The sequence below is a fragment of the Agrobacterium sp. CMT1 genome, from assembly GCF_037203725.1.
GTDB lineage: Bacteria > Pseudomonadota > Alphaproteobacteria > Rhizobiales > Rhizobiaceae > Agrobacterium > Agrobacterium pusense.
Window position 1 is genome coordinate 396996 of the sequence record NZ_JBBCAR010000001.1, and the last position, 20177, is coordinate 417172.

The window sequence follows — 20177 nt, forward strand, 5'->3', positions numbered from 1 at the left end:
GGCGCACCACGCGCGAGAAGCTGCCTCGGGTTGGGGGCCTGACGTTTCGCCGGCCCGGGGTTGAGATTGATTTGCTTGGTGTCAAAATGTCGCAAGACTATTGATCAGTCCAACGAATGTTTCTAATGTAAGACATCAATCATTCTGATGGATGACCATCCATGTCCGCACCTCTCGACATAGACCAGCTGCACACCTTCATCGCCATCGTCGATACGGGCAGCTTCACCAAGGCCGCAGATCGCGTTTTCAAGACACAGTCCGCCGTCTCGATGCAGATGCGACGGCTGGAAGAACGCATCGGCAAACAGCTCTTCGCCAAGGACGGGCGGGGCAACCGCCTGACGGCGGAAGGCGAAAAGCTGATGAACTATGCCCGCCGCATCATCCGCCTCAATAACGAGGCGATCGCCGCCTTCGATGACAACCGGCTGGAGGGCACGCTGCGCATCGGCACGCCAGATGACTATGCCGACCGTTACATGCCCGAGATCATCGGGCGTTTCGCGAAGACTCATCCGAATGTCGAGCTTTACATCGTCTGCGAGCCGTCGGTTAGCCTTGCGGAGAAAATGGCGCGCGGCGAACTGGATATCGCTCTCGTCACCCACAATCCGCGGGCCCGCTCGTCGGATGTGGTGCGCACCGAACCGCTGTGCTGGGTCGCTTCCGCCAACCATCCGCTGAAGGACGATGCCCCGGTGCCCCTCGCCGTCGGACGACGTGACTGCCACTGGCGCCAGCTCGCCTGTTCGGCGCTCGATGCCGATGGGCGCGATTACCAGGTGCTGTTCACCAGCTGGTCTTCAACCGTCGTTGCCGCCGCCGTGCTGGCGGGCATGGCTGTTTCGGTGCTGCCGGAATCGGCGCTGCGCACCGGCATGAAGGTTCTGACCGCCGCAGACGGCTTCCCGCCGCTGCCGCCGGTGCAGATCGGCCTGATGAAACGACCGGGCCTTTCCCCATCGCTGGTGAATGCCATCACCGACCATATCACCGCCTGCCTCGACAATATCTCACCGATGAGCGTGGTCGACGAGATGGACAGCGATGTGAAGACCTATCCGAAGATGCCGCGCCTGCGCGCCGGGCATATGCTGCCGGGCTGGTAATCCGGCGGCGGATCGCCGAGCGCGCCCTGCTGACAAGCCGGTCTGAACGCGCCTATCGCGCGCGCAGCGTCGCTACCGCCAGCAGCGTATCGCCGCTGATTCCCGCAGAGCCGCTGCCATTGAACAGCATCATGATGGGATCTGTGGTGTTCTGCGCGTTGTCATACATGACGGTAAAACGCGCGACGAGCTTCTTTACCTTTTCCGGGTCCTGAAAATCCTTGATGTCGAAATATTTCTTCATCATCGCCACCTGCGTATCGACCGGGGCATTGCCGAGTTCGTCAGGAATGCCGAAGGTGGTGTTGATGAAACTCTGGATCGCGGTATCGGCAAGAATGGAATAATAGGACGTCGTGCCTGCCGCGATGCGCTTGAAATAAAGCGCCAGACGGACGCCGGCATTCTCTTCGCCCGCCTGCGTCTCCAGGGTCTGGGTCAGATAATTGTCCAGTGTCTCGTAGAGACCGCGCCGTGTCTGGATCAGGCTGCGGTCTTCGTGAAGGATATTGCCGTCAGAATCGAAGTTGAAGGCGGTGACGAGACGGCGGAAGACCGGATCCATTTCCTTGTTGAGATAGCTTTCGCCATCATCCAGTTTCGACGAGAACATCTTCTGCAGCTGTTCCTTCGTCACAGTTTTGGGATCGATGCCAAGCGATTCCATCGCGAATTCCGTAAGACGATCATTGCTCAGAAAATCCTTGAGCGTCTTGATCTTCTGCATCTCGCTCGTGAAATATTCCGCCTCCTTCTTGGCGGTTTCCTTGTCTTTCTCAGTGCCGAAAGCCGACTTCTTCTTGATGTAGTCAGCCGACATGGTCTGCATCTCGATTTCCGACTGTGCCAGCACCGGGGAGCCCAGGCTTCCGTCCGGTGCGAAGTTGAAAAGCTCCGCCAGTTTGACATAGCGCTCGTCTTTCAGCGTATAGACGTAGCTCTTTTTGTCCTGAAGGTCGCTGGTGAGGACCTTGCGGATATCCGCCGCATTCACCTTGGCAGGATCGAGGCCGACGGCCTTCAGCGCATAATTATAGACTGCGCTGCTGTCGAGGAAATCCTTGACGGACGTGACGCTTCTAATGTCACTCTTGAATAAGGTCAGCGCCTTCTCGTCGGCGGCGTCATCCTTTTCGCCGTAATGGGTCATGTAGCCGCTTGTCGTGGTCGCGGTCTGCAGCGTCGTCTGCGGCGTCGTGCCGTCGGCAAGCGTTCCGTCCGTCTTGAAATTGAACGCGTTCCTCATGGCGAGGTAGCGCTTGTCGTTCTTGCCGAAAGTCGCGATGTAATTGTTCGGGTCGTTCAGGTCGCTGGTCAGGATGTTCTCGATCGTCGCCGTCACGATCGTCAGGTCGTTAAGGTCAAAGGCAACCTTGATATAGTTGAGGAGACGCGTATCCGAGAGCAGTTCGTCCACGGTCTTGATCGAACCGATCTTCGATTCGAAATAGTCGCGGTTCAGCGTGGCGACCGTCGGCGTCACGCGCGGTGCGCTGCTGATGTAGGCATCCGTCATCACCTTGATATTGTCAGCTTTCTGCGCTCCGCCGGCGGCAACGGTGCCATCGTTTTTGAATTCGAAGGCGGCGGCGAGCTGTGCCATCTTGTTATATTGGGTAACGGCATTTGAAAGCGTCGTCTGTTCTGCGGTGATCGCGGCAAGCTTCGCTTCCCACTCGCTCTTGGGTGGCAACACGGCTTCGAGCTGCGTCAGCTGGTCCTGCCTGGTAACTTTTTCCGCTTCGAGCGCCTTGCGCTGCTCGTCTGTCAGTTCCGTTCCCGCGAGCGAAGTGTCGATTGCGGCGATCCGCGCCGTGACCTCCGCGTGCAGTTCGATATTACCTTTCATGGTCAGCTTTTCGACCGCATCATTATAAGCAGCGCCAAATTTCTGATTGAGGTAGCTGTCGGGATCGGCGATGTCGCTCGTCATCAATCCCCGGATATGGGAATAGGTATAGGTCTTCTCATCGATGCTGAAGACCTGAAATATATAGGCGCGGGCCCTGTCGTTCTGGAGCAGCTGATCAACGTTGGTGACCGTGCCGATGATCGCCTTGTAATAGCGGGTCTCTTCGGCAAGGCTGTCATCCATGTCGGTGATCGACGTCCCGTAGAGCCCGATCATCTTGTCGAGCTGTGCCTCCGTCTGAACCGTCTTTGTCGACGCCGTGAAATTGAAGGCAGCGGCGAACTCCCGATACCGCTCGTCGGTCAGCTTGTTGGCGAAGCTGTTCTGGTCGTTCAGGTCGCTCTCCAGCACCTTTTTCATGAAAGCCTTGGCATAGGTCATCTCGCCGAGGCCGAAGGCATCCATGGCATAGGAATAGAGCTGATAGTTATCGAGGAATTCATCGACGCTTTTCACATTGCCGATGTTTTCCTTGTAATATTTCGTCTGACGCTCGGTGATTGCCTGCTGCGACACGCGCGAAATGCTTGTCTTCATATCGCGGTTGATGAGGTCGTAGCTGAGATAAGTCGATACCATCCGAATGCCCCCTGGAGCCTCGCTCGTCCCCGTGGGACGTCGAAACTCCGCTTGAATCCGCCCTGCCATGCCTCCATCCGGAAGCGCGGCAGGGCCCGACGCGACTATGCAGGACGCGCCTTGCCCGGAGCTTGAAAGAGCACAATTTCGACCGGGATAAAAACCGCATTGTCCCGATCTCCTTTACCCAAGCGAAACCATGCCACAGTGTGTTTTGCTAACCATTTGGGAATGCAAAGTTTTCTTAACCGCGATTTTTAAGCAGTCTCGAACAGGCGGCGGATATTCTCCTGACATCAGAGGACGAAAAGTCCCGATGAGAAGACCGGAAACCGGCTCTCAGGTAAAACAAGGGTAGAATAAACATGACCAAGACCGTTCTGAAGCCCGACTGGGCCGTCGCCACTCTCAGGTTAGACCCGGCACGTTTTCCGCAACAGGTCACCTATGGAAAAGGCAATGGCGCGACCGATGTCGCCGTCACCCTCGATGAACGGGGCGCCGTTCTGAGAAAGGTTCTGTCCTCTTCCGGCCTGCCTCTGTCCTTCGCCCTGCCTGCCCGCGCCTTCAAGGGTGTTGCCGCCCGCGCCATCGACCATGGTGACGGGCAGGTGACGGTGACTCTCGAGCTGCATCACGACGATCCGGATCTTTGCGTTCCGCTTCTCGTCGCCCACGATCTGTGCGATATCGCCGCCGACTGGCGCAGCTGGTCCGAGGCCTACCGCATTCCCATGCTGATGGTGGAAGCCGATGGCGTCGCCCGTCCGCTGGAAGAACACCTCGGCAAGGTGCGCACCCAGAATACCCGTCCGCGCCGCCGCCATTCCTATTTCGCGGAGCGCCGCCCGCGCTTCCTCGTTCGCCGTTCCACCGGTTCGCTCGGCATGAGCATGAAGATCGAGGGCAAGGAAATCATCGCCCGCAACTGATCTTCTTCAATCCAGAACACAAAAGCCCGGCGCGGATGACGCGACCGGGCTTTTTCGTATTCGCTATTCCAGCAGCTTACACCAGCAGCAGCGGCAGAATGAGCCCTGCGAAAATCAGCACGCCGACGCGGTTGTTGGATTTGAACAGCACGAGACACTGGTCAACGTCATCGATATCAAGCACCCATACCTGCCGGAACAGCATGAGAGCCGCGGCGGCAAGTCCGCTATAGGCAATGACGTTAACACCCGCCGTCCAGAACGACAGGAACATCATGGCAAGGGCTGTGCCATAAAGGAAAACCAGCCAGCGATGTGTGTTTTCTCCAAACAGGAGGGCGGTAGAACCGATGCCCACCGCCGTGTCATCTTCCTTGTCCTGATGGGCGTAGATTGTATCATAACCGATCGTCCAGGCGATGGAGCCGACATAAAGCAGGACAGCCGGCCAGGCAATTGATCCGAACTGCCCCGCCCAGCCCATCAGCGCGCCCCAGGAAAAGGCAAGACCGAGGAAAAATTGCGGCCAGTTGGTGAAGCGCTTGGCGAAGGGATAGATCGCCACGAAGAACAGCGAGAACATACCGGTCGCGATTGCGAAACTGTTGAACTGCAGGAGGACGACCAGCCCGGCAAGCGCCTGCAGGACGATGAAGACCTTGGCCTGTCCGCGGCTCACCCGGCCCGACGGCAGCGGTCGCGAGCGGGTGCGCGCCACTGCCGTGTCGATCTTGTGGTCGGCCAGATCATTATAGGTGCAGCCCGCGCCGCGCATCGCCACCGATCCGATGAAGAACAGCACTAGATGCCAGAGCAGCGTGCCCCAGGAAAAGCCGCCGGTCGCCACCGCCGCGTTGGCCGCGAGGGCTGCGGACCAGAAGCATGGCCACATCAGCAATTGCCAGCCGATGGGTCGATCCCACCGGGCCAGCTGCGCATAGGGCCAGAGGGGCCTCGGCAAAATCCGATAGACCCAGTTATTGGATGGCGCGTCGGAGACGCGGTCTGACAAATCGCTGTGGTGAACCATGGGATGGTTCTACAGCATCAGCCGTAAAATCGGAATGGATTTCAGCAGCCGACCGTACACGCAGAAAAGCCCCGCAGCGGTTCGCGGCGGGGCTTTTCAGGAGCATATCTCCACTCGTGTCAGGGCAGGGAGAAATTGAATTTGTAGCTCGCCTGAACCCCGATGATGAACTGGTTCTTCGAACCGCGCTCGCGCACGAGCGAACTGTCCGCGGCATCGCCGGTCAGGCGGCGATATTCCGCAAAGGAGCCGACTTCGGCATTTTCGGTGACTTTCCAGGTGATGGCGGCGCCGATACCGGCCGAATGCAGGCCGCCGCCCGGGCTATAGGGCGATGGCGCGCCGGCGGCCGCCTGTGCCGCACTCACACCGTAATAACGTTCATTGTATTTGCTGCTCACCCACGTGGCGCGCGGGCCGGCCGAAATCTGGATGCCGGGGGCGATATCGGTGAAGGCATCGACAGCGACATCGCCGACCACGCCGCTGTGGCTGCGGATGCCCTGACGAACTTCGCCGCGAACGCGCAGCCAGTCGGTCGGATAAGCCTCGGCAAAACCACCAAGCTCGCCGCCGCGCTTGATACGCGTCATGCCCTTCAGATCGGCAGAATCACCCTCATCACGTGGAGAAATCAGGCGGCCGGCGAGACCCATGCTGATCGGGCCGTTATCCAGAAGCGAGATCGAGGCGCTGTCGTTCCGGGAGGTGAAACGGGCGCCCTGCCCCTGACGGCCGAGGGAAATGATGGGCGAAAAGCCGAATTCATTCTTGTTATCGCCCTGATATTTCGGCGCAGTGAAACCCGCGCCGCCGAGTTTCAGATACCAGTCGCCGGAAAACCAGCCATCCGCATGGGCATTGCCCACGGCAAAAAGCGATACAACACAGGCGGCAACGGCCGCTGATGGCTTGAACATGAAAGAACCCCAGAAACGCAATACAGACAGGTGTCCGTAGAATTAGAGGGATTGTCTTTCCATTCGATTAACCAGTGCGTTAAGAAGCAGACACCACTGCGAGGCTCACGACACGGCGCCAAACCTCTCGTTCGTCATGCTCGGGCCTGTCCCGAGCATCTGCGACCGAAGGACTTTACGCAACGTGGATAGATCTTCGGAACAAGCCCGAGGGTGACGCCGAGATTGCGGAGACGCTTGTCAATACTCTCCGCAATTCGGTCACTCGTCGCCCACACCGTCGTCAGAATGTCACTTTCTCCAGCGGCGCCCGGGTCTTCTCAAACTCCAGCAGCTTTGCCTCGTTCTGCGCAATGTAGTCGCGATTATGCGGCACGGCATCGCGGTCCTTGGCGATCTGGATCTGGAAGATGTGGAAGTTTTCATGGGTGAAGGCCATTTCCGACCCCGCCAGATAAAACTCCCACATGCGGAAGAAGCGCTCATCGTAAAGCGCGATCGCTTCTGCCCTGCGTGCCACGAAACGTTCCCGCCAGTGGCGAAGCGTATGGGCATAATGCATGGGCAGAATTTCGATATCCTTTACCAGCAGCCGCGACTTCTCGAGGGCCGGCAACACTTCCGCGAGCGATGGGATATAGCCGCCGGGGAAAATATATTTTTCGATGAAGGGGTTGGTCGCCAGTGCCGGATAGGGCTGACCGATGGAATGCAGCACCATCACGCCCTTGTCATCAAGCACCTCCGCCACCTTCTCGAAATAGTCGCGATAATGGGTCGGCCCGACATGTTCGAACATGCCGACGGAGACGATGCGGTCGTATTTTTTCGAGGCAGGCAGATAACGGTAATCCTGCAACTCGAAGCGGACATTGCCGGCAAGACCGCGTTTTGCGGCTCGGTCGCGGGAAACGCGCAGCTGTTCCTCGCTAAGCGTGATGCCGGTGACATCGGCTCCGGCGCTCTCGGCGATATACATGGCCATGCCGCCCCAGCCGGAGCCTATTTCCAGAACACTCTGGCCCGGCTCGGTCATCAGCTTGGCGGCGATGTGCCGCTTTTTCGCGACCTGCGCCTCATAGAGGCTGATGCCGGGCGGATTGAAATAGGCGCAGGAATATTGCCAGTCCTCATCGAGAAAGAGGTCAAACAGCTTTGCGCTCAGATCATAATGGTGGGCGACGTTGCTCTTGTTGTGATTGACCGGCAGATGCATCTTGATGCGGGCGGCGATGATGCGAGCCATGCCACGCCAGATCATGCCGAAGGACAGGGCTTCGCTCAGCGTATTGCTTTTGACCAGCGCCAGAAAATCATAAATGTCGCCTTCCGCGACCTTCACACGGCCTTCCATGTACATTTCAGCAAGCTTGAGCGCCGGATCGGCGGCAATCTCCTGCATGGCGGCTTCGTCGGTGAAGTTGAGAACCACCTTCTTTCCGGCACCATTGCCGAATGTGCGGCTGCCGCCGGGGCTGTTGACGGTCAGATCACCGTTCTTGATTATCTTTTCGAGAAGAACATGCAGAGACGACGCCATGGCACCCCCAATTGCTAAGTCTCACTTATCAATTTTGCTGACCGTATTCCTTTCGGCATAAGTTGCAAGATAGTCTTATTTCAAAAAAATTGAACGATTTCATCAAGCAAAAAGCCCTGCCGAGGTGTATGGCAGGGCTTTACTCAGAAAAATCATTTCAACCGCAGGTCAGCGCCGCTTCATGGCTTCAGCCAGGGCAGCTGCCAGTGCACCACCGGATTGCGACCCCTCGTTGCGATCTTTGGGCTTGGATGTCGCGTGGCGCATGGCGTTGGTATTGCCCTTCTCCCGCATCGGCTGCGGCGCAGCCTCACCACCATCCTTACGCATGGTCAGCCCGATGCGCTTGCGCTTCACATCCACTTCAACGACTCGCACCTTGACGACATCACCCGCCTTGACGACCTCATGCGGGTCTTTGACGAAACGGTCGGCGAGCTGCGAGACATGCACCAGCCCGTCCTGATGCACGCCGATATCCACGAAAGCGCCGAAGGCAGCCACATTGGTAACGGTGCCTTCCAGCAACATGCCGGGTTTCAGATCGGTGATCTCGTCCACACCTTCGGCAAAGGTCGCGGTCTTGAAGCTCGGGCGCGGGTCACGGCCGGGCTTTTCCAGTTCGGCGATGATGTCCTTGACGGTCGGCAGGCCGAACTGCTCATCGATGAACTTCTTAGGGTCCAGCGACTTCAAGGTGGCGCTATCGCCCATCAGCGAGCGCAGATCGCGGCCGCAGGCGGCGACGATCTTCTTCGCCACGCCATAGGCTTCCGGGTGAACGGACGAAGCATCCAGCGGCTCCTTGCCGTTTGGAATGCGCAGGAAGCCCGCGCATTGTTCGAAGGTGCGCTGGCCGAGGCGCGGCACTTTGAGCAATTCCTTGCGGCTCGCGAATGGACCGGTCTGATCGCGATGGGCAACGATGGCATCGGCAATCGAGGCACCGAGACCGGAAACCCGCGCCAGAAGCGGCGACGAGGCCGTGTTGAGGTCTACGCCGACGGCATTCACGGCATCTTCCACGACAGCATCGAGCGAGCGGCTGAGGCGGCCCTGATCGACATCGTGCTGGTATTGACCGACGCCGATAGATTTCGGCTCGATCTTCACCAGTTCCGCCAGCGGGTCCTGAAGGCGGCGGGCGATCGAGACCGCGCCGCGCAGCGATACATCGAGATTGGGGAATTCAGCCGCCGCCCGTTCCGAAGCGGAATAGACGGATGCGCCCGCCTCCGACACGATTACCTTGGTGGGCTTTGTACCTGAAGCGGAAGCCGGCATCTGGGCCAGAAGATCGGCCACCAGCTTTTCCGTCTCGCGGCTGCCGGTGCCATTGCCGATGGCGATCAGCTCGACATTGTGCTTGCGAATGAGCAAGGCGAGTTCCGCCTGCGCGCCGCGCACGTCGTTCTTCGGCTGGAAGGGGGAAACCGTCGAGGTGTCCAGCAGCTTGCCGGTGCCATCGACCACGGCCACCTTGACGCCGGTGCGGATGCCCGGATCGAGACCCATGGTAGCGCGCGATCCGGCGGGGGCGGCCAGCAGGAGATCCTTGAGGTTCCGTGCGAAGACATTGATCGCCTCTTCTTCCGCCCGCTCACGCAACTCGCGCATCAGGTCGAGCGATAGCGACATGGAGAGTTTCACGCGCCAGGTCCAGCCGGCGACCTCCATCAGCCATTGATCGGCGGGGCCAGCATTGCGGATATCGAAGGCGGCGGCGATGGTGCGCTGCGCCGGCTTCACCGGTGCGGGATCGTCTGCATCGACATCGATCGTCAATGTCAGAATTTCCTCGTTCCAGCCGCGCAGCATGGCAAGCGCCCGGTGGCCCGGCACCGCCGCCCAGCGTTCGGAATGGTCGAAATAATCGGAAAACTTCTCGCCCGCCGCCTGTTTGCCATCCACCACCTTGGCGCGGAAGGTGGCGTTCTGGCGCATGTAATCGCGCAGGCGGCCAAGCAGATCGGCATTTTCCGTCATGGTTTCAGCCACGATGTCGCGCGCGCCCTCGAGCGCCGCCTTCACATCGGCCACCTCTCCCTGCACATAGGCCTCCGCCAGTTTCGCCGGATCGGCGGCGCGGTTTTCCCATATGGCTTCGGCAAGCGGCCCCAGACCCCTTTCGCGGGCGATTTCGGCACGGGTGCGGCGCTTCGGCTTATAGGGCAGGTAGAGGTCTTCCAGCTCGGCCTTGGTGCCCGCCTGCATGATCTTGACCATCAGCTCATCGGTCATCTTTCCCTGCCCGCTGATGGAATCGACGATGGAAGAGCGACGTGCATTGAGTTCGCGCAGATAGACAAGGCGTTCGGAAAGCGTGCGCAGCTGGGTATCGTCAAGCCCTCCCGTCACTTCCTTGCGGTATCTGGCGATGAAGGGAACGGTCGCGCCCTCGTCCAGCAGGGTCACCGCCGCCTTTACCTGATCGGGGCGGGCGTTGATTTCGGAGGCGATGAGCGTGGCGAGGCGGGCGTTGTCTGCGGTCATATGGGTCTCTGCTGTCATATCTGAAGCGGCGACCATAATGTCTGATTGTGGCGTGACAACAAGAGGCGACAACGATTCCACAGGAAAGGCTGACTTCAGGGGAAAGACAGGCAATTCATCGTAGTGACCGCGGCGTCTCGAAAAGCGATTTCTGATGCAGAACGGCACCATCCGCACACCGTCACCCCGGACTTGATCCGGGGTCCAGTGCGATCAAGTCCTTGATCGCTTAAGACTCTTTCACGGCGCAGACGCGCCGTGGCTGGATGCCGGATCAAGTCCGGCATGACGGAGGAGGGATTTGCAGCCTCTATTCGCAGGCTCCATGCGCGGCAATCGCCACATATTCGTCTTGACCTTTCGCCCCCCTGCCCTTAACGCCGCTGACACAAGGTTACTGGCGAATTTGCAGGGGTATTGACCATGAAAGTTCTGTTGATCGGTTCCGGCGGACGCGAACATGCGCTGGCGTGGAAAATCGCCCAGTCTCCCCTGCTTGATGCGCTCTACGCCGCCCCCGGCAATCCCGGCATCGCCGACCATGCGACGCTAGTGGAGCTGAACGTGGAAGATCACGCGGCCGTCATCGCCTTTGCAAAAGAAAAGGCAATCGACTTCGTCGTCATCGGCCCAGAAGCACCGCTGGTCGCCGGTCTGGCGGATGACCTGCGTGCTGCCGGCATCGCCACTTTCGGGCCATCGAAAGCGGCAGCGCAGCTGGAGGGTTCCAAGGGTTTCACGAAGGATCTCTGCGCGCGCTACGATATTCCGACCGGCGCTTACCAGCGTTTCAAATCCGCAGAGCCGGCCAAGGACTATGTCCGCGCACAGGGTGCGCCCATCGTCATCAAGGCCGACGGGCTTGCCGCCGGCAAGGGCGTGACCGTGGCCATGACGGAAGCGGAAGCGCTTGCCGCGATTGACGACTGCTTCGACGGCGCTTTCGGCGCGGCCGGCGCCGAAGTGGTGGTGGAGGCCTTCCTCGATGGCGAGGAAGCGAGCTTCTTCTGCCTTTCCGACGGCAAGACCGCGCTGGCGCTCGCCACCGCGCAGGATCACAAGCGCGTCGGCGATGGCGATACCGGCCCGAACACCGGCGGCATGGGCGCCTATTCGCCCGCCCCCGTAATGACCGCGACCATGGTGGAGCGCACCATGAAGGAAATCATCGAGCCGACGATCTCGGGCATGGCGAAAGACGGTAATCCCTTCTCCGGCGTGTTCTTTGCTGGACTGATGATCACCGGCAAGGGCCCGGAACTCATTGAATACAACGTGCGCTTCGGCGATCCAGAATGCCAGGTGCTGATGATGCGCCTGAAAAGTGATCTGCTGCCCATCCTCTACGCCACGGCCACTGGCACACTGGACAGGGTTGACGCGGAATGGCGCGACGAGGCTGCGCTGACCGTCGTCCTGGCTTCCAAGGGTTACCCCGGCGCATACGACAAGAACACGCCGATCGCGCATATTCCTGAAGCGAGCGAAGAAGCGAAGGTGTTCCATGCCGGGACTGCGTTGAAGGACGACAGGCTGGTGGCTACGGGTGGCCGCGTGCTGAACGTTACCGCCCTTGGAAAGACCGTGACGGAGGCGCAGGCCCACGCCTATGCGCTGGCGGACAGGGTGGAGTGGGAAAACGGCTTTTGCCGGCGCGATATCGGCTGGCAGGCTGTGGCGCGCGAAAAGGCCTGATTTTTAGATCAAACGGGCCGTCAACGAATATTTCGTTCAATTTTTACCAAGTTTGCTGACCCGATGGAAACGAAACGCCGGTAATACTTGCCCGAACATGGAATGGCGCACTTTGCCCGTATCACGAGGCGGCGCCGTTATTTGGGGGCTTTTTCGATGCGGCGTCTTCTTCTGACAGCGATTGTCGTGCTGACCGGCGGGTCTGCCATGGCGTCTTCCATCGAATATATCAACGGTGTTCATACCACCAATGGCAGCTTCATCCGTCGCGACTGCACGGGTTGCCAGCAGGTCAAGGAGAAAACCGCGGCGCAGGTTTACAGTATTCCCTCCATAAAACCCGGGACCCAGCACACGGAAATGCGGGAAGTGGATGGCAAGCAGACGCTGGTGCGCACGGAAGCATGGCTCGGCGGCGCGCCCGTGACTTTTGTCAGCACCAATCCGGCATGGATGCCGAAGGAAGCGTCTGGCACCGCAATCGCCACCTATGACGACGTGGAGCCAACGGCGCACACGCAGGAAACCGCTGCGACGCCCGCCGGCATAGACATGACGACCACCACTGCGGCTACGAGGGAAATTTCGAGTACCGATGCGGCGGCCTCCTCACGCGCGTCTGCCTTGCCCGCTCCGAGCAACTTCCCGGACTTCCAATTGCGCGGCAACTGACCTGCGGATTGGATGACAAATGTCAAACAATCGCGTCCGCGCTGTATTTTTAAAGGCCGTCAGCAACCATTTGGGGAATTAAAAATCCTCCAGGGGTTATTCCGCCGGCTGGCGTGATAAAGCTTCCACTAATTAAATATATCTTCAAATTTTTGGCTGCTAAGTCATCTCATGGTGCAATGCAGCACAGCATAAGGCCTTGGGCGGATACCGCTCTTCGGGCCTTTCCCGGCGCATCATGCGCTTCTCCCTTTTCCGAAACACCGGCAGCGCGCGGCAAAGCGAGGCGCGCGAGGCCAAACGCTTGTGAGCGCCCATGAAGAACCTTTCCATTTCCCGTCAGTTGATCGTTCTCGTAGTGGCCCTGATGGCCGCCTTCGCCGTGGCAACCTTCTACCAGCTCAAGTCCGCCACCGACGCGATCTATGAGGAACGCTACGGAATGCTGCGGACTCAGGTGCAGTCGGCCATCTCCATCCTGCAATCCTTCCACGACAAGGAAAAGGCCGGCACCCTTTCGCGCGACGAGGCCATGAAGCAGGCTTATGCGACCGTCAGCGCCATACGCTTCACCCCGGATGGCTACCTCTTCGGTTATGATTACGATGTGACGATGAAGTTCCATCCCGATGCCAAGCGCGTCGGCGAGAACTTCAAGGGCAAGCCTGACAGCAAGGGTTTCGCTTATCGTGACGAGCTGGTGCGGCTTGGTCGCAATGGCGGCGGCCAGACGGATTTCTACGGCCCGAAGCCCGGCATGGAAGGCAATGACTACGCCAAGAGCTCCTATGCACTTGCCTTCGAACCCTGGCAGGTGGTGGTCGTGACCGGCGTTTACATCGATGATCTGAACGCACAGGTGCGCGGCGAGGTGATGAAGGCGCTATCCATCGGCGCGTTGATCTTCGTGCTGGCGCTTGCAGCCGCTTTCTATGTCATCCGTGGTATCTCGAAGCCCCTCGGCGATATTCACCGCGCGCTTGGCGAAGTCGCCAATGAAAACGTCTCGCTCGCCATTCCCCATACTGGCCTCACCAACGAAGTGGGCATGATGGCGAAGGCTACTGCCTCGCTTCAGGACAAGGTACGCGAGCGCCATGCCATGCAGCGCCGTGAGGAAGAACAGCAGCAACAGCTCAATGCCGAGCGCCAGAACAACCTCGACATGCAGCGCGACGAAGCAGAATTGCAGGCGCGTGTGGTCGCCACCATCGGCGAGGCGCTGGAAAAGCTGGCCGGCGGCGATCTGACCGTGCGCTGCGGCGACCTCGGCAACCGTTACGCAACGCTGCGCGACAATTTCAACGAGGCCCTGACCCATCTCGATGCCGCCATGGCCAAGGTAAATTCCAAGAGCATCGACATTGGCGGCTCAAAGGAAGAAATCCGCAAGGCCTCCAACGAGCTATCGCAGCGTACCGAACGGCAGGCTGCCAATCTGGAAGAGACCTCCGCAGCACTTGACGAACTGACCGTTGCGGTGCGCCAGACGGCGGAAGGGGCAGCTGACGCCGCCAAGCGTGTCACCACCGTCAGCTCGGAAGCCATGCGCAGCGACCGTGTGGTGGAAGAAGCGATCATGGCGATGAGCGGCATCGAGCAGTCTTCCGACCAGATTTCCAACATCATCGGCGTGATCGACGATATCGCCTTCCAGACCAACCTTCTGGCACTGAATGCCGGCGTCGAAGCTGCTCGCGCGGGTGAGGCTGGCAAGGGCTTTGCCGTGGTAGCGCAGGAAGTGCGCGAACTCGCACAGAAATCCGCGGCTGCCGCCAAAGAGATCAAGGACCAGATCGCCCGCTCTTCCGCCCAGGTGGAAAATGGCGTGCGGCTTGTGGGCGAGGCCGGCGATGCACTGAAGCGTATCTCGGACCAGATCAAATCCGCTAACGAGATCGTCAGCAAGATCGCCCATTCGGCAGCCGAGCAGGATACGACGCTGCGCTCGATCTCCTCATCGCTCAACCAGCTCGACGTCGCCACCCAGCACAATGCGGCCATGGCGGAAGAAACCACGGCTTCGGCGGAAGCGCTTGCCGTGGACACCGAGGAACTGCTGAACCTCATCCGCGGCTTCCGCGTGTCGTCCGGTCACCAGCTTCATGCCATGGCGCATGAGCTGCGCATGGCGGGGTGATACGCCGCAAGACTATCGATGAACAAAGGCGCCGGGGAACTCCGGCGCTTTTCTTTTAACGGGTCAGCACATCCAGCCGGTCGATATCGGCAGGTGAAAAAACGGCAATACCGGCTTTTTCGAGCAGCGCCGCCGTCACCCCATTGCCCGCATGTTTGACGCCAGAAAACGAACCGTCATAGATCGCAACCGATCCACAGGACGGGCTGCCGTCGATCAGAAGCGCGTATGTGCAGGCATTGGCCCTCGCAAAGGCCAGCGCCCTTTCTGCGCCGGCAATGAATTGCGCCGTGACATCGCCGCCGGTCACCTCTAGCACGCGGGCGCGGCCCTCCAGCACATCGAAACCGGAGGCACGATCTTCGATTTCCGCCGGCGGGCGCGGCACGGGCATACCGCCCGCCATCTCCGGACAGATCGCCACCAGCCTGCCTTCGCTGCGCCAGCGGTCGATCGCCGGGTGGAAGAAGGGCTTGCCTCTGCCGTCGTAACGGACAGGTTGGCCGAGGAGGCAGGCGCTGATGAGGATTTTGGAGGTGGGGTGGGTCAATGGGAAGTTATCCTGCGGGAGTTGAGGCTGTGGCTTAACCCCTCTGCCCTGCCGGGCATCTCCCCCTCAAGGGGGGAGATCGGCGAGAGGCATGCTCCCCCTCTTCCCGAAACGTTCAATGTGGTTGAGAGCTCGCCACAGGTCTATCTCCCCCCTTGAGGGGGAGATGTCCGGCAGGACAGAGGGGGGGTGAACCGCGCACACTGACATGTACGGCTACCCCAACCCCATCAGCCCGTTATCTTCGAGAAATCCGCAACCGTGCCAGTTGCCTCGCGAATGGCCTTCAGCAACGCCAGACGGTTTGCGCGGATGGCCGCGTCCTCGTCGTTGACGAGCACATCTTCGAAGAATTTATCGACGGGCGCGCGAAGCGTCGAAAGCGCCTGCATGGCAGAGCGGAAATCTTCGCCGGCAACAGCCTTCGCGGCATCGGCAGACGCGGTCTTGATCGCCGCATAAAGCGCCTTTTCGGCATCGAGCTTCAACAACTCTTCCGAAACGCCATCCGCCACCACAGTCCCCTTCTTCTCCTCCGCGGCCAGAAGCTGGGTGGCGCGCTTGGCGCCTGCCAGAAGGTTGCGGCCATCCTCGCCGGTGATGAAGGCGGTGAGCGCTTCGACACGGCGGGCGATCATCAGCAGGTCGTCGGATTCCGGCGTCAGGACGGCGTCGATCAGATCGTAACGCGCGCCGAGATCGCGGAGATAGACCTTCAGACGGTCGTGGAAGAAGGAGAGAAGGTCCGGATCCTTGGCAACGCTCAGCAGTGGCAGCCGCACGTTCTTCTCAAGCAGAATACGCACCACACCCAGCGCCGCACGGCGTAGCGCGAAGGGGTCCTTCGAGCCGGTGGGCTTCTCATCGATGGCCCAGAAGCCGATGAGGGTGTCGAGCTTGTCGGCAAGAGCGACCGTGATCGCCACCTTATCGGCCGGCAGGCGGTCGGAAGGGCCTTGCGGTTTGTAGTGATCTTCGATGGCGGCGGCGACGCTTTCGTTTTCGCCCTGAAGCGCCGCATATTTGCGGCCCATCAAGCCCTGAAGCTCGGGGAATTCGCCGACGGCTTCGGTGCGCAGGTCGGCCTTGGCCAGCACAACGGCGCGGTCCACCAGCGCGGCATCGGCGCCGACGATCGGGGCCAGCGTCTTCGCCAGGTCGCGGATGCGGGATACGCGCTCGCCCTGCGTTCCGAGCTTGGCGTGAAAGGTGACGTTGAGCGCATCGAGCTTCGCCATGCGCTGGTCGAGCGGCTTTTTAAGATCGAGGCTGAATTTTGCAGCCGAGTCCTTCAGCATCTCAAGATCGGGCAGATCACCCTGGTCACGGGTCCAGAAATGGCGGGCATCGGACAGGCGCGCGCGCACGACCTTGCCATTGCCGTGGATGATTTCCTCGCCGCCATCACTCGCCTCGATGTTCGAGACAAGGATGAAGCGGTTGGAAAGGCCCTCTTCCGCACCCTGGTTGCGGGTGACGAAACACTTCTGGTTGGTCTTGATGGTGAGGCGGATGATTTCTGCGGGAATTTGCAGATAGTCCTCTTCGAAAGTGCCCATCAGCACCTGCGGCCATTCGACCAGGCCGGAAACTTCTTCCAGCAGGCCTTCGTCTTCCACAAGGTCGAGGCCGTTGGCGAAAGCGAGGTCCTTGGCGTCGTGCAGGATGATGTCCTTGCGGCGCTCGGCATCGAGAATGACCTTCGCCTTTTCGAGGCTCGAGACATAATCCTCGAAACGGCGCACGGTGATCGGACCCGGCGCATGGAAACGATGGCCATAGGTGACGTTACCGGCAACGATACCATCGATGGCAAACGGGATGACCTGCGTTTCATCGTGTTCGGGGCCGAACAGGCAGACGATGGATTGCAGCGGCCGCACCCAGCGCAGGCTTTCCGAACCTTTGCCTTCGATACCGGCATAGCTGGAGCCCTTGGGCATGGAGGCCGGGCCGGAGCGCATGGATTTCGGCCAGGGGAAAGAGCGGATGATGCCGGGCATCACCTCGGCGATGATCTCTTCCGCCGGACGGCCCGGCTTGTTGATGATGGCGATGTAGAAATCACCCTTCTTCGGATCGGAAACAACCTGCGCTTCCGAGATATCGTTGAGGCCCGCGCCACGCAGAAAGCCTTCGATGGCCTTTTCATTGGCATCGGTGCGCGGACCCTTCTTTTCCTCACGCACATCGGCCGAGCGGGCGTTGAGGCCACGAATATCCAGCGTCAGGCGACGCGGTGTCCAATATTCACGCGCACCTTCATAGGTCAGCCCTCTCTCCACCAAGGCATCGGTGACGAGTTTCTTCAGATCGCCCGCCGCCTTGCGCTGCATGCGGGCAGGGATTTCCTCGGAGCGAAGTTCAAGCAGAAGATCGGGCATGGGATAAGGACTTTAATCTGTTGCAAAAGAGTGTCGCGGACTTAGCAAGACCAGCGGCAAAAGTCACCAGCTATCGGTTAAATTACCGCGGCAGGCATCACCAGCCGCCGCCACCGCCACCGCCGCCGCCAGAGCCGGAAAAACCGCCCCCGCCCCCGCCTGAGAAGCTGGAGCCGGAAGAGCTGACAGGCTGCGGAATGGTGGAGGCGATTGTGCTTGCCATAGAGGTTGAGAACCCGCCGATCCTGTCGCCAAAGCTGCCGTAATTGCTGCCCAGGTACCAGCCCGGCGCATAACTTGCCGCGGCGGCACCGGCGGCGGCGGTCGCGAGCCAGGTCTCGAACGTACGGCTCCAGGGCTTTTCGACGCCAAGCGCCACGGCATAGGGCAGCAGCGTTTCGAAATGTTGCGGCGACATGGCCGGCGCGCCCGCCATGTTCATCCGGTCCTTTTCGGCCAGCGTCAGATAGGTCCGCAGGCCTTCGATGCCATCCATCAGCTTGCGACCGAGCGGCGTCGGTGCGCCCATCAGAAACAGGAACAGCGCATTGGTGAGCACGATTCCGCCGATGGCAGCGAGCGCCAGTGACTTGGTGTCATGTGTAACGTCAAGCAGGATTTGCGTGGCGATGCCGCCAATGGCCGAAAAGGCCACGAAACCGGCAAAGGCGAGCATGACGATGCCACCGATCCGCTTGCGCAGCGGCGCGCCGCGCGAAAACTGCCGGCCGATGCCAATCGAAAGGATGCTGAAAAAGAAAGCAAAAAAGCCAAAGACCAGCACAGCGGCGATGGCGCTCTCATCCAGATCGCCGAAGACCAGCGTTGCAACGATGAGGGCGAGGCTGAGGAAGATACCGAAGACGGTGTAGCCGGCATTGCTGCGGTAATACTTGCCGCGATGTTCTTTCTCTATAGCTGCGCGAAACTGTTTGCCGACCTTCTCGACCTCCGCCCCATGGGCCTTGTCGATGGTTAGTGTCTCCCCCGGCCCACCGATGGAGGAAAGCAGCGTCTTCTGTCCCGTCGGCAGGTTGTCGGCCGTCGCCTTTTGCGTGCGGCGGATGACGATGGCGTTCTTCAGGTCCTCCAGAACCACATAACCTTTTACGGCCAGATCAAGTGCCGAAGCGGAAAGCGCCGTCCAGCCCGCGCCGGAAAAACCGCGGTTATCGACGTAATTGACCAGCGCCGGGGAAAGTCCATCCGGCGCGTCCCAGCGCGGCACGACGACGCCTTTTGCCGGATCGCGGCCCACGGCGAACCAGGCTCGCAGATAATAGAGGAGCACGACGAATAGACCGCCGCCCGAAAGGAGGATGGCGAGATTATCCCGCAGCCACCACCCCGCCTCCTGCGTGGTGTCAGGAGCCGTGATAGCCCCCTTGGGCAGTTTCACCGCAACCGTCATGCCCTCGCCCACCGAAAAGGGGCGAGTGGAGGCGAAGAAAACCTCGTTGCCCTCACTGAGGATGCGGGCGTCCTTGCCTTTTGCGCCAAGCGGACCGGTGAAGACGGCGGTATCCGTCGCCTTGATACCATCAGGCAACGTGATGGTGGCGGAAATCTCGCCCATGGGAAATTGCCAGCCATTGCCGGTAACATTCCAGGTCAGCTCGTCATAGTCGCCGAAATAACGGATCTGCCTCGCGGTGGTGTAGGTGATTTGGAAGATATGCTCGCCCGTCGGCAACATCCTGTCGGCGCTGCCGGTATAGATGCGGATGCCGCCATCGATGGTTTCGGTGCGCCAGTTCTCCGGCGCACCATCGCGCTCCACCGAAACGACGCTGAAATCTACCTTGGTGCGGCGGTTATTCGCATCCAGCGCATAAAGCGGAAAATCGCGGAAAATGCCGCGCTTGATGTTCTGGCCTTCGGCGCGGGCGGTGATGGTCTCCGTCACCGTCAGCTTTCCGTCTCGCGCAACCTCGATGACGGAATGATACGAACGGATGAACTCTTCCGCGAAAGCCGGGAAGGCCGCGCCCAGGAAGACGAACAGCGCGAGAAATCTTGCGGCGATGGTCTTCACGGGTGATTTCTCCTTAAGGGAATGGAGCGTTTCCGGTTTCAGAATACAGTCATTGCCGTCATACCGGGCTAGACCCGGTATCCAGCAGCCGCGCGTCTGCGCGGCTTGAAGAGTCTTTCGCGATCAAGGACTTGATCGCACTGGATTCCGGCTCAGGGCCGGAATGACGGAAAACCAATACCT

The 20177-nt window shown here is 59.9% G+C and carries 13 protein-coding genes; 5 read left to right on the plus strand and 8 right to left on the minus strand.

The window, feature by feature from the left end; translation table 11 throughout:
- Positions 1-161: 161 nt before the first annotated feature.
- Positions 162-1112, plus strand: a complete 951-nt coding sequence (locus WA845_RS02135; protein ID WP_004440144.1) for a LysR substrate-binding domain-containing protein — start codon at positions 162-164, stop codon at positions 1110-1112.
- Between the two features lie 52 nt (positions 1113-1164).
- Here WA845_RS02135 and WA845_RS02140 read toward each other — a convergent pair whose 3' ends face one another.
- Positions 1165-3603, minus strand: a complete 2439-nt coding sequence (locus tag WA845_RS02140; RefSeq protein WP_337322159.1) for a DUF1217 domain-containing protein — start codon at positions 3601-3603, stop codon at positions 1165-1167.
- A gap of 365 nt (positions 3604-3968) precedes the next feature.
- Between WA845_RS02140 and WA845_RS02145 the strand changes: the two genes are divergently transcribed.
- Positions 3969-4535 carry a DUF6101 family protein gene (locus WA845_RS02145; RefSeq protein ID WP_004440141.1) on the plus strand — a complete coding sequence of 189 codons (567 nt, stop codon included), beginning with the start codon at positions 3969-3971 and terminating at the stop codon, positions 4533-4535.
- A 76-nt stretch (positions 4536-4611) separates the two neighbouring features.
- Here the strand turns inward: WA845_RS02145 and ubiA are convergent, their stop codons facing one another.
- The 4 genes from ubiA to WA845_RS02165 all read right to left on the minus strand — a co-directional run bounded on the left by ubiA (position 4612) and on the right by WA845_RS02165 (position 10518).
- Complete coding sequence (ubiA, locus tag WA845_RS02150; RefSeq protein ID WP_112553298.1) at positions 4612-5565, minus strand: 4-hydroxybenzoate octaprenyltransferase; 954 nt, start codon at positions 5563-5565, stop codon at positions 4612-4614.
- 119 nt (positions 5566-5684) lie between these two features.
- Positions 5685-6485 carry a MipA/OmpV family protein gene (locus tag WA845_RS02155; protein WP_112553586.1) on the minus strand — a complete coding sequence of 267 codons (801 nt, stop codon included), beginning with the start codon at positions 6483-6485 and terminating at the stop codon, positions 5685-5687.
- A 283-nt stretch (positions 6486-6768) separates the two neighbouring features.
- Positions 6769-8025 (minus strand): SAM-dependent methyltransferase, encoded by a 1257-nt coding sequence (locus WA845_RS02160; RefSeq protein ID WP_037090848.1) that lies wholly within the window; start codon positions 8023-8025, stop codon positions 6769-6771.
- 168 nt (positions 8026-8193) lie between these two features.
- On the minus strand, positions 8194-10518 hold the full coding sequence (locus WA845_RS02165) for a Tex-like N-terminal domain-containing protein (protein ID WP_112553296.1): 2325 nt from the start codon (positions 10516-10518) through the stop codon (positions 8194-8196).
- A 423-nt stretch (positions 10519-10941) separates the two neighbouring features.
- Here WA845_RS02165 and purD point away from each other — a divergent pair, with 423 nt between their 5' ends.
- From purD to WA845_RS02180, 3 genes are all read left to right on the plus strand, one after another.
- The gene (purD, locus tag WA845_RS02170) at positions 10942-12213 is read left to right on the plus strand and encodes a phosphoribosylamine--glycine ligase (protein WP_112553294.1); all 1272 of its coding nucleotides are present in this window, start codon (positions 10942-10944) and stop codon (positions 12211-12213) included.
- Between the two features lie 156 nt (positions 12214-12369).
- The gene (locus WA845_RS02175) at positions 12370-12885 is read left to right on the plus strand and encodes a plant virulence effector HPE1-like domain-containing protein (RefSeq protein WP_004440131.1); all 516 of its coding nucleotides are present in this window, start codon (positions 12370-12372) and stop codon (positions 12883-12885) included.
- A 316-nt stretch (positions 12886-13201) separates the two neighbouring features.
- The gene (locus WA845_RS02180) at positions 13202-15025 is read left to right on the plus strand and encodes a methyl-accepting chemotaxis protein (RefSeq protein WP_004440129.1); all 1824 of its coding nucleotides are present in this window, start codon (positions 13202-13204) and stop codon (positions 15023-15025) included.
- Positions 15026-15080: 55 nt separating this feature from the next.
- Here the strand turns inward: WA845_RS02180 and WA845_RS02185 are convergent, their stop codons facing one another.
- From WA845_RS02185 to WA845_RS02195, 3 genes are all read right to left on the minus strand, one after another.
- Positions 15081-15575 carry a DUF523 domain-containing protein gene (locus tag WA845_RS02185; RefSeq protein ID WP_004440127.1) on the minus strand — a complete coding sequence of 165 codons (495 nt, stop codon included), beginning with the start codon at positions 15573-15575 and terminating at the stop codon, positions 15081-15083.
- Positions 15576-15805: 230 nt separating this feature from the next.
- A complete protein-coding gene (glyS, locus tag WA845_RS02190) occupies positions 15806-17959 on the minus strand; it encodes a glycine--tRNA ligase subunit beta (protein WP_112553292.1) in 2154 nt (717 codons plus the stop codon).
- Between the two features lie 97 nt (positions 17960-18056).
- On the minus strand, positions 18057-19994 hold the full coding sequence (locus WA845_RS02195; RefSeq protein ID WP_337322160.1) for a DUF2207 domain-containing protein: 1938 nt from the start codon (positions 19992-19994) through the stop codon (positions 18057-18059).
- Positions 19995-20177: the final 183 nt, after the last annotated feature.

Bases quoted from the DNA above. Each gene is read 5' to 3' on its own strand.
- WA845_RS02145 (WP_004440141.1), top strand. From the start codon at position 3,969: ATGACCAAGACCGTTCTGAAGCCCGACTGGGCCGTCGCCACTCTCAGG.
- WA845_RS02165 (WP_112553296.1), bottom strand. From the start codon at position 10,518: ATGACCGCAGACAACGCCCGCCTCGCCACGCTCATCGCCTCCGAAATC.
- WA845_RS02175 (WP_004440131.1), top strand. From the start codon at position 12,370: ATGCGGCGTCTTCTTCTGACAGCGATTGTCGTGCTGACCGGCGGGTCT.
- WA845_RS02135 (WP_004440144.1), top strand. From the start codon at position 162: ATGTCCGCACCTCTCGACATAGACCAGCTGCACACCTTCATCGCCATC.
- ubiA (WP_112553298.1), bottom strand. From the start codon at position 5,565: ATGGTTCACCACAGCGATTTGTCAGACCGCGTCTCCGACGCGCCATCC.
- glyS (WP_112553292.1), bottom strand. From the start codon at position 17,959: ATGCCCGATCTTCTGCTTGAACTTCGCTCCGAGGAAATCCCTGCCCGC.
- WA845_RS02180 (WP_004440129.1), top strand. From the start codon at position 13,202: ATGAAGAACCTTTCCATTTCCCGTCAGTTGATCGTTCTCGTAGTGGCC.
- WA845_RS02140 (WP_337322159.1), bottom strand. From the start codon at position 3,603: ATGGTATCGACTTATCTCAGCTACGACCTCATCAACCGCGATATGAAG.
- purD (WP_112553294.1), top strand. From the start codon at position 10,942: ATGAAAGTTCTGTTGATCGGTTCCGGCGGACGCGAACATGCGCTGGCG.
- WA845_RS02155 (WP_112553586.1), bottom strand. From the start codon at position 6,485: ATGTTCAAGCCATCAGCGGCCGTTGCCGCCTGTGTTGTATCGCTTTTT.
- WA845_RS02160 (WP_037090848.1), bottom strand. From the start codon at position 8,025: ATGGCGTCGTCTCTGCATGTTCTTCTCGAAAAGATAATCAAGAACGGT.